The 12611-nt window shown below is 66.4% G+C and carries 11 protein-coding genes and 1 pseudogene; 2 read left to right on the forward strand and 10 right to left on the reverse strand.

Annotation, left to right across the window (positions count from 1 at the left end; genetic code table 11):
• Positions 1-2: 2 nt before the first annotated feature.
• The 4 genes from K3G64_RS25295 to K3G64_RS25310 all read right to left on the reverse strand — a co-directional run bounded on the left by K3G64_RS25295 (position 3) and on the right by K3G64_RS25310 (position 4498).
• Positions 3-836 carry an amidohydrolase family protein gene (locus K3G64_RS25295; protein WP_238888307.1) on the reverse strand — a complete coding sequence of 278 codons (834 nt, stop codon included), beginning with the start codon at positions 834-836 and terminating at the stop codon, positions 3-5.
• Positions 833-2386, reverse strand: coding sequence for an acyl-CoA synthetase (locus K3G64_RS25300; RefSeq protein ID WP_238951012.1), 1554 nt, complete (start codon positions 2384-2386; stop codon positions 833-835). Before K3G64_RS25300 ends, K3G64_RS25295 begins: the two co-directional genes overlap by 4 nt.
• A gap of 61 nt (positions 2387-2447) precedes the next feature.
• Positions 2448-3656: an amidohydrolase family protein gene (locus tag K3G64_RS25305; RefSeq protein ID WP_238888308.1), complete on the reverse strand. Its 1209-nt coding sequence runs from the start codon at positions 3654-3656 to the stop codon at positions 2448-2450.
• Entirely contained in the window at positions 3653-4498 is an 846-nt protein-coding gene (locus K3G64_RS25310) for an enoyl-CoA hydratase (protein ID WP_238888309.1), read from the reverse strand. The genes K3G64_RS25305 and K3G64_RS25310 overlap by 4 nt, the downstream gene beginning before the upstream one ends.
• A 294-nt stretch (positions 4499-4792) precedes the next feature.
• Here K3G64_RS25310 and K3G64_RS25315 point away from each other — a divergent pair, with 294 nt between their 5' ends.
• Entirely contained in the window at positions 4793-6163 is a 1371-nt protein-coding gene (locus K3G64_RS25315; RefSeq protein WP_238888310.1) for a hypothetical protein, read from the forward strand.
• A gap of 135 nt (positions 6164-6298) precedes the next feature.
• On the opposite strand, the gene K3G64_RS25320 is transcribed toward K3G64_RS25315, so the two are convergent.
• Both K3G64_RS25320 and K3G64_RS25325 read right to left on the reverse strand, forming a co-directional pair.
• On the reverse strand, positions 6299-7306 hold the full coding sequence (locus K3G64_RS25320; RefSeq protein WP_238888311.1) for a dihydrodipicolinate synthase family protein: 1008 nt from the start codon (positions 7304-7306) through the stop codon (positions 6299-6301).
• Between the two features lie 31 nt (positions 7307-7337).
• Positions 7338-7959: pseudogene (locus K3G64_RS25325) on the reverse strand (SDR family NAD(P)-dependent oxidoreductase).
• A 238-nt stretch (positions 7960-8197) separates the two neighbouring features.
• Between K3G64_RS25325 and K3G64_RS25330 the strand changes: the two are divergent.
• Positions 8198-8935 carry a TetR/AcrR family transcriptional regulator gene (locus K3G64_RS25330; protein ID WP_370647045.1) on the forward strand — a complete coding sequence of 246 codons (738 nt, stop codon included), beginning with the start codon at positions 8198-8200 and terminating at the stop codon, positions 8933-8935.
• Positions 8936-8937: 2 nt separating this feature from the next.
• Here K3G64_RS25330 and K3G64_RS25335 read toward each other — a convergent pair whose 3' ends face one another.
• The 4 genes from K3G64_RS25335 to K3G64_RS25350 all read right to left on the reverse strand — a co-directional run bounded on the left by K3G64_RS25335 (position 8938) and on the right by K3G64_RS25350 (position 12493).
• Complete coding sequence (locus tag K3G64_RS25335) at positions 8938-10113, reverse strand: thiolase family protein (protein ID WP_238888313.1); 1176 nt, start codon at positions 10111-10113, stop codon at positions 8938-8940.
• Between the two features lie 77 nt (positions 10114-10190).
• Positions 10191-11060 carry an enoyl-CoA hydratase/isomerase family protein gene (locus tag K3G64_RS25340; protein WP_238888314.1) on the reverse strand — a complete coding sequence of 290 codons (870 nt, stop codon included), beginning with the start codon at positions 11058-11060 and terminating at the stop codon, positions 10191-10193.
• A gap of 9 nt (positions 11061-11069) precedes the next feature.
• Complete coding sequence (locus K3G64_RS25345) at positions 11070-11843, reverse strand: FadR/GntR family transcriptional regulator (RefSeq protein WP_238888315.1); 774 nt, start codon at positions 11841-11843, stop codon at positions 11070-11072.
• Positions 11840-12493, reverse strand: a complete 654-nt coding sequence (locus tag K3G64_RS25350; protein WP_238888316.1) for a hypothetical protein — start codon at positions 12491-12493, stop codon at positions 11840-11842. The genes K3G64_RS25345 and K3G64_RS25350 overlap by 4 nt, the downstream gene beginning before the upstream one ends.
• Positions 12494-12611: the final 118 nt, after the last annotated feature.

A 12611-nucleotide genomic window follows, 5' to 3' on the forward strand; every position in this document is an offset into this window, starting at 1 on the left:
CGTCAGCCTTCCCGCTCGAAGAAGAATTCCCGGGCGTTGTTGTACAGATAGTTGTCCAGCACCTCGGCAGGCAGGTCAAGGGCCTTGGCCTCGGGTATCAGCCGGCGCATGGTGAGCACCGGCCAGTCCGACGCGTAGATCACCTTGTTCTTTCCGCGGGTACGCATGTAGTGCAGCAGGCTGTCGGGCAACCGCTTCGGCGACCACGCCGACGTCATCAGCCGCAGGTTCTGGTACTTGATCAGCATCCGGATCGCGACGTCCCACCATGGATCGGCGCCGTGGATCATGCACACCTTCAGCTCGGGGAACCGCACGCAGACCCGGTCGAGGTGGATAGGGTTCTGCACCTCACCGGGGATCGGCGGGCCGGGGATGCCGGTGTTGACGCACAGCGGCAGGCCCAGTTCGGCGCACTTGGTGTAGAGCGGGTAGTAGACGGCGTCACTCGGGGCGTACTGCCCGTCGCCCCAGAAGCTCGGTCCCACCACGGCGTACGCCACGGGCAGATCAGCGACGACCGCGGACAGTTCCGCCAGCGACGGCATGGGCCGCAGCAGGTTGACCCCGCCCATGGCCAGCGCGAACCGTTCCGGCTTGGCTTCGACGAACTTGCGCGCCGTGGTCGACGGCTTGGCCAGGTTGTCCATCAGGATCGCCTGTGCGACACCCTGTTCGTCCATCTCGTCGAGCAGTTCGGCCAGATCGACGGGGGCGAACATCGACTGCGGGCCCTTGAAGTAGTCGTCGCGGACCTTGAGCATCCACATGGGCTGCTGTTCGGTCTCGCCGAAGTGGACGTTGACCAGGCAGTCAATGGTCCTGTTGGCGTTCATGTCAGCGACACCTGCTGCGCGGCGGCGCTTTTCGCCCAGCGGTAGTCCGGCTTGCCGTTTCCGAGTCTGCGCACCGCCGGAACGAAGAGGAACTCCTTGGGCGCCTTGAACCGCGCCAGCTGGGACGTGCAGTGGGCGTGCAGCAGGTCGTGGTCCGCTTCGACGTCGGGGCTCAGCGCAACCAGCGCGACGATTTCCTGTCCCCAACGCTCGCTGGGCCGCCCAACGACCAGCGCGTCGGCGACCGACGGATGCGCCCGCAACACTTCCTCCACCTCCTCGACGAAGACCTTCTCGCCGCCGGTGTTGACCACCAGCGAATCCCGGCCGAACAATCGCAGTGTGCCGTCCGGCGCCAGCGACCCGCGGTCACCGGAGATCACCACGCGCCGGCCGTCGACCACCGGAAAGGTCTTGCGCGTTGCGGTTTCGTCGTCGAAGTAGCCCAGCGGGATGCGGCCGCCGCGAGCGACGAACCCGATCTCGTCCTCGCCGGGCCGTAAGAAGCGGCGGTAGTCCTCGGACAGCACCAGTGCGCCCTCGCGCAGTTCGAAGGTCTCCTTCTCGTCGCCGCGCCTGCTGCGGCCGAAGCCCATATTGCCGGTTTCCGACGACCCGTATCCATTGATCAGTGTGATCTGTGGCAGCAGGTCGAGCAGTGCCCGTTGATGTCGGGAATTGGTCGCCGCTCCCCCGGTGCCGATCGCGAACAGTGACGACAGGTCGTAGGACCCGGCGCGCAGTTCTTCGACCAGCGGCCCGGCGTAGGCGTCGCCGACCATCGTCATCAGGCCGACCTTCTCCCGCTGCGCGGTCTCGAGCACCGCGCGTGGGTCGAGCCTCGTCTTGTCGTAGAGGATCACCGGCAGTCCGTTGAGCAGGGCCGCGAAGGCGGTCCACATCCCGGCGGCGTGCATCAGGGGAGACACCGCGAACCAGGGCTGTCCCTCGGGACCGATCCTGGCGTGGATCTCGACGACGGACTCGTGGTCGGCGCCGTTCATCGACACCACATAGGTGTCGCCCTGCCGCCACATCACGCCCTTGGGCCTACCCGTGGTTCCGCCGGTGCAGACCATCATCACGTCGTCGGGCGAGGGTGTGATCGGCCGATTTGATTCGCCCTGCACCAGTGCGTCTTCGAGCTCTGTCGCGCCGGGCAGCTCGGCCACGGAGGCGTCGTCGTCGATCGAGATCATCAGGTCAGCGGTCGACGGTGGCAGCACGTCGGCGAACTTGGGGCCCAAGGACCGGTGGTAGATGACGGCGCGTGGTTTCAGGTAGTCGAGGAGTTCGGCGACCTCACGCGGCGTGTAGTTGTAGTTGACGTTGACCGGCACGGTGCGGGCCTTGAGGCAGCCGATCACCATGTCGGGGTATAGGTCGTTGTGCATGATGAGCGCGACGCGGTCCTGCCCGCACTCCCAGTTCTCCAGGTCGACGCGTTCGCGGTACGCGCCGAACCCTTGTGCCGCGAGGTAGTTCGCGAGCCGCCGTGTGCGGTCCGCCGACTCGCCGAACGTGCTGCGCCGCTGCCCGCACACCGTCATCAGCCGGTCGGGTACCTTGGTGGCGATCGCGTCCAGCACCGCACCGATGGTCCACTCCACGTCAGACTGCCGGAACGTCCGCGCCGAGCAGGTGCAGTGCGTTGTCCCGCATCACTTTTCGGGTGTCGTCCGCGCTGAACTCCGGGAATTGCGGAATGTCGGCGGTGAAGGCCATCGGGTCGGCCAGGCCCTCCCCGTGCGGCCAGTCCGAACCGAAAAGGATCTTGTCCACACCGATGGTCGCGGCTAGCAGCTTGACGTCATCCTCGTAGTACGGCGCGATCCAGACGTTGTTCTTCAGCTGCTCGACGGGATCCTCCTTGAAGTGGTATGGCGCGGTGTTGGCGGCCTTCTTCAGTCTCTTGATCAGGCGGTGGACGAAGTAGGAGCCGTTCTCGATGCTGGCCACTTTGAGTGTGGGGTGGCGGGTGAACACCTGGTGCACGATCATCGAGGCCATCGAGTCGTGGATGGCGCGGTCGTCGAGCAGGACCTGGTCGAGCGGGTCCTTCTTGCCGAACCCCTCGAACGTCGCCTTGCCGCCCCACAGCGCCGCGATCGCGAGATAGCCGCTGTCGGAGAGGTGGAACACCACCGGGACACCGGCTTCGGCCAGCCGCGCCCACACCGGGTCGTGCAGCGGATCGCCGAGCGAGCGCGGCTTCACGAGGCCGGGCACGGGCGCAGGACGCACGCAGACGATCTTGGCGCCGCGGCCCAACACGAACTCGACTTCCTCGACCGCCTTGTCGGGGTCGGCCAGCGAGATGATCGGTGCCGACAGGAACCGATGGTCGGGGCGGTCGAAACCCCAGTCCTCGTCGAGCCACAGGTTGAAAGCGTGCACCGAGGCCATCGTCGCTTCGATGTCGTGCTTGAGCCCTTCCTCCACGCCGCACGCGAAAGTGGGCAACATGAACACGGTTTCGAGGTTCTGCTTGTCGAGGATCTTCACCCGGGCGTCGCGGTTCTGATACTCGGGGTGGTCGGCCAACCGGTCGACCTTCATCAGCGACGCCGGGTCGACGCCGTCGGGAATCTCGCCGCGGAACAGCAGATCCAGGCATCCCGGCTCGATGATCGGGTCGAACGTCGGGTTGGGGATGAAGTGGTTGACGACGCCGCCCATCACCGCGAATGTCCGCTTACCCTCGGTGAGCATCTGCACGCCACGGCGTTTGAACTCCTTGGGCAGGTGCCGGGTGAAGGAGTCGATCGGTTCGTAGTAGTGGTTGTCGACGTCGATCGCCATGTAGTCCAAGGTCGTCATGACTCCTCCTTGAGCGGCGGGAATTTCGGCGGGCGCTTCTCGAAGAAGCTCGTGATGCCCTCGATGAAGTCCGGCCGGGTCATCGACTCGTGCATCAGCTTCTCGGCGTGGTCACTGGCCTCGAAGACATCCCGCATGGTGTCTGCGTACACCTGTTGCTTGATCACCGCCAGAGAACTGGGCGCGCAGTTGGCCGCGATGTCCTCGGCATACGCGAGCGCCCGCGGCACGAGTTCGTCCGGTGCCAGTACATCGTTGACCAGACCCAGCCGGGCTGCCTCGGCGGCCGGCAGCACCCGGCCCGACAGGAGCAGGTCCATCGCCACCCCGGTGCCGACGACTCGCGGCAGGATCCACGAGATCCCGTACTCGGCGATCAGCCCGCGCCGGGCGAACGACGTCGTGAACTTGGCGCCGTCGGCGGCGAAGCGGACATCGCACGCCAGCACCAGGGTCAAACCCATCCCCGCGCACGCCCCGTTGACCGCGGCGATCACCGGCTTGCGCATCGTCATCAGGAAATGCGGGTGACGCGCACCCACCAGCTCGCCGACGTCGGTGCCTGCGGCGTCGTCCACGGTGGCGGCGGTGATGGTCGTCAGGTCGCCCATGTCCGCGCCGGCACAGAACGCGCGGCCACTGCCGGTGACGACGATCGCGCGCACGCGGGGGTCGTTTTCCGCTTCGTCGAGCCGGGCGTAGAAACTCGTCGCCAGACCGCCGCCCCAGCCGTTCATCCGCTCGGGCCGGTTGAGTGTAAGGACGGCGACGCCGGTGTCACGCACTTCGTAGAGCACCGGTACAGAGGCGGCTGGTTCTGCCACGCGGTAAGCAGCGCTCACCCGTCGCTCTCCTTCGGCGGTCCTGGGTTGTGTATGGCCATACTGTACACCTATCGGTAGCGACTTCTACGAGGTTCCCACTTAGCAGTCGCACCGGAATCAGAGGTTAGGCATGCCTATTGTTTCTAAGGGTAGGCTCAGCTACTCTCAGGCTCGCTGAACCAGCAAATTAACGGGACACGGGAGAAAAACGTGCACTTAGCGCTGAGCGACGGCCCATCGGATTGCCAGTACAGACCGGACGGCCCGCCGACGACTTCGTACCGCACCAAGGTTTTCGTCGCTGGAGTCGCAATGGCGAGCGCCGGCGTACTCGCGGTGAATCCAGTGGCTTCGACGGCCGCCATGCCTCACCTCCGCGATGCGGGCGTCGAGCTCGCCGCGATCGCCAGTCCACTCTCGGCATACCAGCAGACCATCACGAACACGCTCGCCTCTCTCAACACGTTGGGCGCCGGCATCTCGGCCTCGTCGACCGCGCTGGCGCAGGCGCTGAGCAACCCCGCTGTCCAAGCCGAATTCGTTGGTTTCCTCACGGCGAGTGTGAGCAACCCGCTGCCTCTCCTGACCGCGCTGACAAGTTTCTCGGCGACCTTCGGCAATCGCCTTGCGGGCGCGAACGCGGAATCACTGGCGGCCTTGCAAGACGCGTTGACAAAGTTGCCAGGTGTCCTGCAGAGCTCGGCGGCCTTTCTCGCCCAGGGCGAATTCACCGAGGCGTTCAGCGCCCTCAATGTGTACTTCCTGACGGAGTTCGGGACCGACGGTAGGCAAGCATTACTCGATGCCCTCGCCATTCCGGGCGACTTTGCCGAGTCCATCGGCGCCGATCAGGTCGCCAGAGTGCTCGACTCTGTGCTTAATCGCGCCGTGGTGGGCAACTTCGCCAGGGCCATACTCGCCCCCGTGATCACCGCGACCCTTCAGACCACGGAGATCCTCGATCGCACCCGTGCCGCACTCGTGGCCGGCGACTTCATGACAGCGATCAGCGAGCTGATCAGCGCGCCGGCCCTGATCGCCAACGCGTTCCTCAACGGTTATGTGCCAGACTTCACCGTTGACTTCCCGCCCAGTCCCAATCAGACGTTCCCTGGCTTGCTCTCGCCGCGAGGCACGCTCGACTTCTTCTTCGCCCAAGTCCCGGCGGCGCTCGCGGGGGCGCTGACTCCGCCGGCGACATCGCCGGCCGCTGCCGCTGCGGCAATTCCGTCGCCGACCGACGTTTCCATCACCGACAACTCGGTCATGTTCACCGTCGACACGGCAAGCAATCCCGTCACTCTCGGGGAGAAGGCGGCACTCGGCCACGACGCCCCCAGTGAAAGCATCGCTGTGGTTGACAGCGGGCGTCAGGCGGCGACATCCGGCGATGCGACCACTGGCGACGCCGTTTCCGGCGATGACGCAACCGGCAACGACGCCACAAGCGGCGACGAAACCACCCACGATTCCAGCACCGCTGACGACAACACCGGCAGCGGTGGTTCCAGCACCACTGGCGCCAACGGGAGCGGTGATTCCAGCAGCACCACCGGCGCCAACGGGAGCGGTGATTCCAGCAGCACCACCGGCGCCAACGGGAGCGGTGATTCCAACGGCACTGGCTCCGGCAACAGCGGCAGTGGCAGCAGCGGTGGCTCCGGCAACAGCGGCAGTGCCTGAACGGAACCGAATTGAAGTGATCCTTCGGCGACGAAGGCCCGCGGTTGGGGGTAGCCGGTACCGGCTGCCCCCAAGCGTCATTTCACAGTCTGGATCGTGACGCCGCTTCGTGCCGCTGCGCGAGCGTCGCACCGCTCAGAGGTGGACGACCCCGAACCGCTTGTATGCCGCGTCGATCTGCGCCTTCGCCACGTCGGGCAGCTTCGCCTGCGGAGGCCGCGAATGTGGGTACGCACCGATCGGCAGACCGAGCACTGAGGCGGCGTATTTGAACGCGCCGCCCCAGTGGGTGAAGTAGTCGGGCCGGCCGGGGTAGCAGGTGAACCATGAACCCAGGTCCAGGTCGAACCGGTCCAAGCCCGAATCCCGCGCGAAGTCCATCGCCTCGACGAGCTGCCCGCTGACGATCAGGTCCCAGTACTCCGAGAACGGGCGGTGCGTAGGTGTCTCGAACAGGTAGCCGGCGGTGCCGAGTTGCGCCGGGCAGACGATCCCGTCCCGCAGCCAACCCGCCCGATAGACCGTCTTGTCGCACTCCCAAACCGCCAGGCCTGGCGCCAACTCGTGCAACATTCGGCTCGCTGCCGGCCGGAACGCGCCCTCCTTGGTCGCACAGACGGCCGGGATCTCCTCGTAGATACGGGCGCTCTCCGCCGGTGTCAGCACGTATCCCGACGACGGCGAGTTGAACATGCCCAGCGCGATGTCGGTGCGATCGGCGATGTACCGAAAGAAGCGCAGCACACCCTCGCCGCCGTGGGCTTCCATCATCGGCGTCTGGATGTACACGATGTCGGCGCCCGCCTGCTGCGCGTGCAGCGTCAGCTCGAGGGTGTCCTTGGCGGTCACCGAACCGGTGCAGGCCTGCACGACGACATCCGGGTTGGCTGCGCGCCCCACCTCGATCGCCATCTCCAGCAGGCGTTTTCGCTCATCGAGGGTCAGCGACCAGAACTCGGCGATGCCGCTCGTGCACCACAGCAGCGGGTGGCGTAGTTCACCGACGCAGTGCCGCACAAGAACTCGATAAGCGTCCCAGTCGATGTCGTCGCCGTCCTCGCCGCAGAACGGCGTGTACAACGAGTCGCCGATACCGCGCAGGTGGACACGGGCCCACTCTCGCGCCTCATTGGCCGTCGCCATGATCACCTCCTCGATGACGTCTCAGGTGCAGTCAGGTGAAATCGCTGCCCCCGTCGACGTTGACGTTGGCACCGGTCATGTACGAGTTGCGCTGTGATGCGAGAAACGCCACGACGGGCCCGATTTCGCCGGACAGGCCGGCCCGAGCGAACTGGACCGGGTGAGACCACGTTGACCGTGATCTCGTCCTTCGCCAGCAACAGCGACAAGTTCTTGGACACGCTCGTCAGCGCGGCCTTGGCGGCGGTGTACGCGGGCAGCAGGGGCAACGCCGATCGAACACAGTGCACCATGCCCGGCACGCCGCCGTCGAAGGCGCCACGCCACTGCTCGTCGGTGAGCTCCTCGAAGGTTCCGACGGACTCGGGCCCGACGGCGTTGACGAGGATGTTGAGCTCGCCGTTCCAGCGCTCGCCGATTTCACCGAAGACCCGTTGCACCTGTGCGGCGTCGGTGATGTCGGCGGTCAGGCCGATGGCGTCAGGGCTGCCGCATTCGGTGAGCGCCGTGGCGGCGTCCGACCCGACGGCCGGGGTCCGCCCGACGACGGCGATCCTGGCGCCGTCCTCGGCCAGGCACCGCGCGGCGGCCAGACCCATCCCGCGTCCGCCACCGACCACGACGGCTGCGGCGTCTCTCAGCCCGAGATCCATGCTGTCGTCACGTCACTTTCGGGTGTTCGCCGACCTGATAGCCTGGAGAACCTTACTATATGACTTACAGTAGAACAGCGGAAAGACCGCGGGACCCGTCGGCAAAGGGGCTCCCGGTATGGTTGACGGCTAGGACCGGGCGGCCGACTCATCTGCATAGGCGCAGATCAGAGGCCAGTTGCCGGTAGATTCAAGTCCACCAACCCCGTCCGCGGGGGCTGCGCGCGCGGCTGATTCGATGGAGGTGCCCTACGTGGCGAGGCAGGCGACCGCCGAGAAGCGTCAACGACGCGAGCGCGGATCCATCAACCCCGACGACATCATCAAGGGCGCTTTCGAACTCGCTGAGCAGGTCGGCATCGACAACTTGTCCATGCCGTTGCTCGGCAAGCACCTCGGCGTCGGCGTCACGAGCATCTACTGGTACTTCCGCAAGAAGGACGACCTGCTCAACGCGATGACGGACCGCGCGTTGCGCCAGTACGTCTTCGCAACGCCGTATGTCGAGGCCAAGGACTGGCGCGAGACGCTGCGCAATCACGCGCGGGCGATGCGAAAGACGTTCATGGGCAGCCCGATTCTGTGTGACTTGATTCTCATCCGGTCCGCGCTGAGTCCCAGGACCGCCAAGGTGGGCGTGCAGGAAGTGGAGAAGGCGATCGCGAGCCTCGTCGAAGCTGGGCTGTCGGCCGAGGACGCGTTCGACACCTACTCGGCGGTGTCGGTGCATGTTCGCGGATCGGTGGTGCTGCACCGCCTGCGTGAGAAGAACCGCGCCGCCGACGAGGGTCCCAGTGACCTCGAGGAGACCATGACCATCGACGCCGACAGCACTCCGCTGCTGGCGTTGGTCACCGAAAAGGGTCACCACATCGGCGTCGCCGACGAGAAGAACTTCGAGTTCGGCCTCGAGTGCATCCTCGACCATGCCTCTCGATTGATCGAGGCCGAGCCCGCGAAGAAGTCGCGGAAGTAGCGTCAGACCTCGACGACGACGGCGCCGCCCTGGCCGCCACCCGCGCACATCGCGGCGACACCGATTCCGCCACCTCGCCGCTGCAGCTCGTACACCAGTGTCGTGACCATCCGCGCCCCCGATGCGGCGATGGGATGGCCTAGGCTGCAACCACTTCCGGAGAAGTTCACCAGTTCCTCGTCGATGCCGTACTCGCGGCAAGCGGCGATCGGCACGGAGGCGAACGCCTCGTTGATCTCCCACAGCGCCACGTCGGACGGTTTGAGGCCGGCGCGGTCGAGCACCTTGCCGATCACCTTCACCGCGCCCAGTCCGCAGTCGCGAGGCGGGACGCCCGCTGCGGCCCAGGCCCTCACGGCAGCCATCCGGGTGAGGTTCTCGGCGGCGGCGTACTCGCTGTCGACGAGGGCGACCGCGGCGGCAGCGTCGTTGGTGCCGCTGCTGTTGCCCGCGGTGATGGAGAAGCCCTCGATCTCCGGGTGCAGCACCTTGAGGCCGGCCAGCTTCTCGACGGTGGTGTCCCGGCGCGGATGCTCGTCGACGCTGAAGTCGATCACCGAACCGTCGAACTGCTCGACCTTGAGCGGCACGATCTCGTCGGCGAACTTGCCGGCGTCCTGAGCGGCGACGGCGCGCTGGTGCGACCGCGCCGCCCACGCGTCCATGTCCTCACGGCTGATGCCCGCCGCCTGGGCGGTGTTCCAGCCGACGGTGATCGACATGTCGCGGCAGGGAGCGTCGGGCGTCTCGACGTGCGTCGGCGGCATCCAGCGCTCCTCGAACTTCAGCTCGGGGCCGGGGATGCGCCAGTTCACCAGCGGAGTCATCGACAGCGACTGCACACCACCGGCGATCAGCGCGCGCTCCATCCCGGAGCCGATCTGCGCCGCCGCATTGCCGATGGCGGTGAGACTGCCTGCGCAGTGCCGGTTGACCGACTGGCCGGGCACGTCGTGCAGGCCGATGGCGTCGGCCGCATAGCGGGCGAGATCGCCGCCGCCGTAATGCGATTCGGCGAAGATGATGTCGTCGATGGCCTGCGGGTCGATCCCCGAGCGGCGGATCACCTCGGGCAGGACCGTGGTGATCAACGTCTCGGGTGGGGTGTTGACCAGCGTGCCCTTGAAGGAACGACCGATCGCGGTCCGGGTTGCACCGACGATGACGGGTTCGCGCATGTTCTCCACCTCGGGGTTCGACGTTAGCGACGTTACAAAACTAGCAGGTTGTGTATAGCTTGCGATACCGAGGGCGGTCAATCCGGCTCGGGCACGTGGAAATGCTCGTCACGCAGCCGGAACGCCTCCTTGGTGCCGTGCTGCGCGCGGGTCTTGACGAAGTTGAACTCACCCTCGGCGAACTGCAGGTTCGTCCCGTAGGCGTGGAACAGATAACTGGCCACTTCTTCGCCCTGATAGGCCTGGGTCTGCTCGACGAGCCGGAACGCCTCCTTCGCGATCACCACACCGTCGGCGGGCATCTTCGCCGCCTTCTGGGCCCAGTAGCGCGCCCTCGCCGGGACCTTGCCGGCATCACAGGTGTCGGTGAACACGCCGAGGTGCTCGACCGCGCCCGCCTCGATGATGTCTCCGGTCAGCAGCAGTCGTCGCGCCAGTACCGGACCCAGCCGATGGAAGAACATGTGCAGGCTGCCGAGTGCAGGCCCCAGGAACCGGGTCGCGGGCATACCGATCCTGGTGTCTCGGGCGATCACCGAGATGTCGGTCATCAGCGCCATCTCGAACCCGCCCCCGAGCGCGTACCCGCTGATCTCCCCCACTGTCACCTTCGGGAACCCCATGAAGTTGTGGTAGAAGCCGAACGATTTGCGGTCGACGGTCAGCCGCCTGCGCTGGCTCGGCCGCTTGTTCCCCTCCTGGCGGTCGCCGTACCAGCCGTAGGCGTTGTTCATATCCGCCCCGGTGCTGAAAACCCCGTCGGCGCCGCGCAGGAGCACGACGGTGATGTCGTCGTCGTCGGCGACGACGTCCAGGCAGCGAGCGATCGCATCGCGCATCGCCGCGTCGTAGGAGTTGCGCTGGGCGGGGTTGTTGAACGTGATGGTCGCGATCCGCTGTTCGCGGTCGACGTCGAACAGCACGCGGTCATCGGCGGTGGCGGTCATCGACTGTCCTCACTGCGCATCGGAGATGAGTCTGGCCTCGATGGTCCGGTCGGCGCCCACGGCCAGCGTGTTGCGCCGCGCGGCCGCGAGATGGTCGGCGGCCAGCCGGACCGCCCTCGCCTCGTTGCCGTCACGGATCGCGTCGAGCAGCCGCTGGTGATCGCGCAACGCGGCGCGCATCGTCTTGCGGTTGAGCGGGTCGACGGGGTTGTTCTCGTCGGCCCACACCGCGGACTCGTGCGCCGACCAGATCAACTCCAGCGAGCCGATCAGCAGGATCATCGGCTCGTTGCCGCACCGCGAGACGATCGCCTCGTGGAAGCGCCTGGCGTTCGGCACATACCGCGCCGGGTCGTCGAAATGCTCTATCTGCGTGTCGATCTCGTCTTGGAGGTAAGCCACGACCTCGGTCTCTCGATCGGCCCGGGCGGCGCACATGCCCGCGCAGATCGGCTCGAGATGCAGAAGCGCACCGCTGACGTCGGCCGGTGTCGCCGAGCGCGCCTGCAGCACCATGCTGATCATGTGCGCGGTGCGGTCGGCCGACGGCAGGTGCACGATCGCCCCGCCCATGTTGCCGCGCCGCACCGAGATGAGGCCGTCCATCTCGAGCATGTGGATGGCCTCCCGCAGCGCCGGCGGGCTGACGCCGAACTCGGCGAGCAGACCGTCCTGCGACGGCAGCACGTCGCCCTCCTTGAGGCGTCCGGTCAGGATGTCGTCGCGCAGTCGCGCGGCGATGATCTCGGCGATGCGCGGCGGCCGGATGCGGACACCGGTCATGCGCTCGGGCCCCGCCGGCCGTAGTCGAAGACCGAGAGCTGCTCGGGCGGCGATGCCGCGGTGGCGAATTCGCCGATGCACAGCACCTCGTCGCTCGACAGCAGCCGGGCTGTCGACGTCACCCGGCCGTCCTCCTCGACACGGGTCACGTCGAATCGCAACTCGGTGAGGATGGGGGTCGGGCGGCGGAACTTCACGCTCAGCGCCCTCGTCTTCCCGGTCCGTCCCGACGCGCAGCTGTGGTGCTGGGTGACGCTATCGAAGAACACGGCGAGGAAGCCGCCGTTCACCAGGCCGGGCGGCCCCTCGAAGACGACGGGGAACACGACGCGCCCGGCGGCGATGTCGGCATCGAGGCGGTCGAAGGTGTACTCGGGGAACGCAGGGTTGTAGGCCCCGACATCGAAGGCGTGGTCGAGATACACGCGTTGGGTGGCGGCGGCGTCCGGACCGATCCGTGGAGTGGGGTCGGGTGCGGCCGCCAGGGCCAATTCGCGCTCCCACGCGGCCATCTGCGTCAGCATCGTGTCCACCGTCGGGTGTTCATGTTCCATCGACAGCAGGAGCCCGCTCAGCCGGCGGATCGCGCCTGCCGCCGCGACCGTCTGAGGAAGGGGTTGCTCGCCGAATCGGGGCCTGCTGTCGATCATCGCTTGCCCTTTCACTCGATGAGGTTTCCTTGCTAACTTGTACAAGATAGCAATACTGTATGACTAACCGTATAGCGACAGATCGGCGGAATCAACGGTGACCGAAGCGGCCGGCGAG

Source organism: Mycobacterium sp. IDR2000157661, from assembly GCF_022317005.1.
GTDB lineage: Bacteria > Actinomycetota > Actinomycetes > Mycobacteriales > Mycobacteriaceae > Mycobacterium.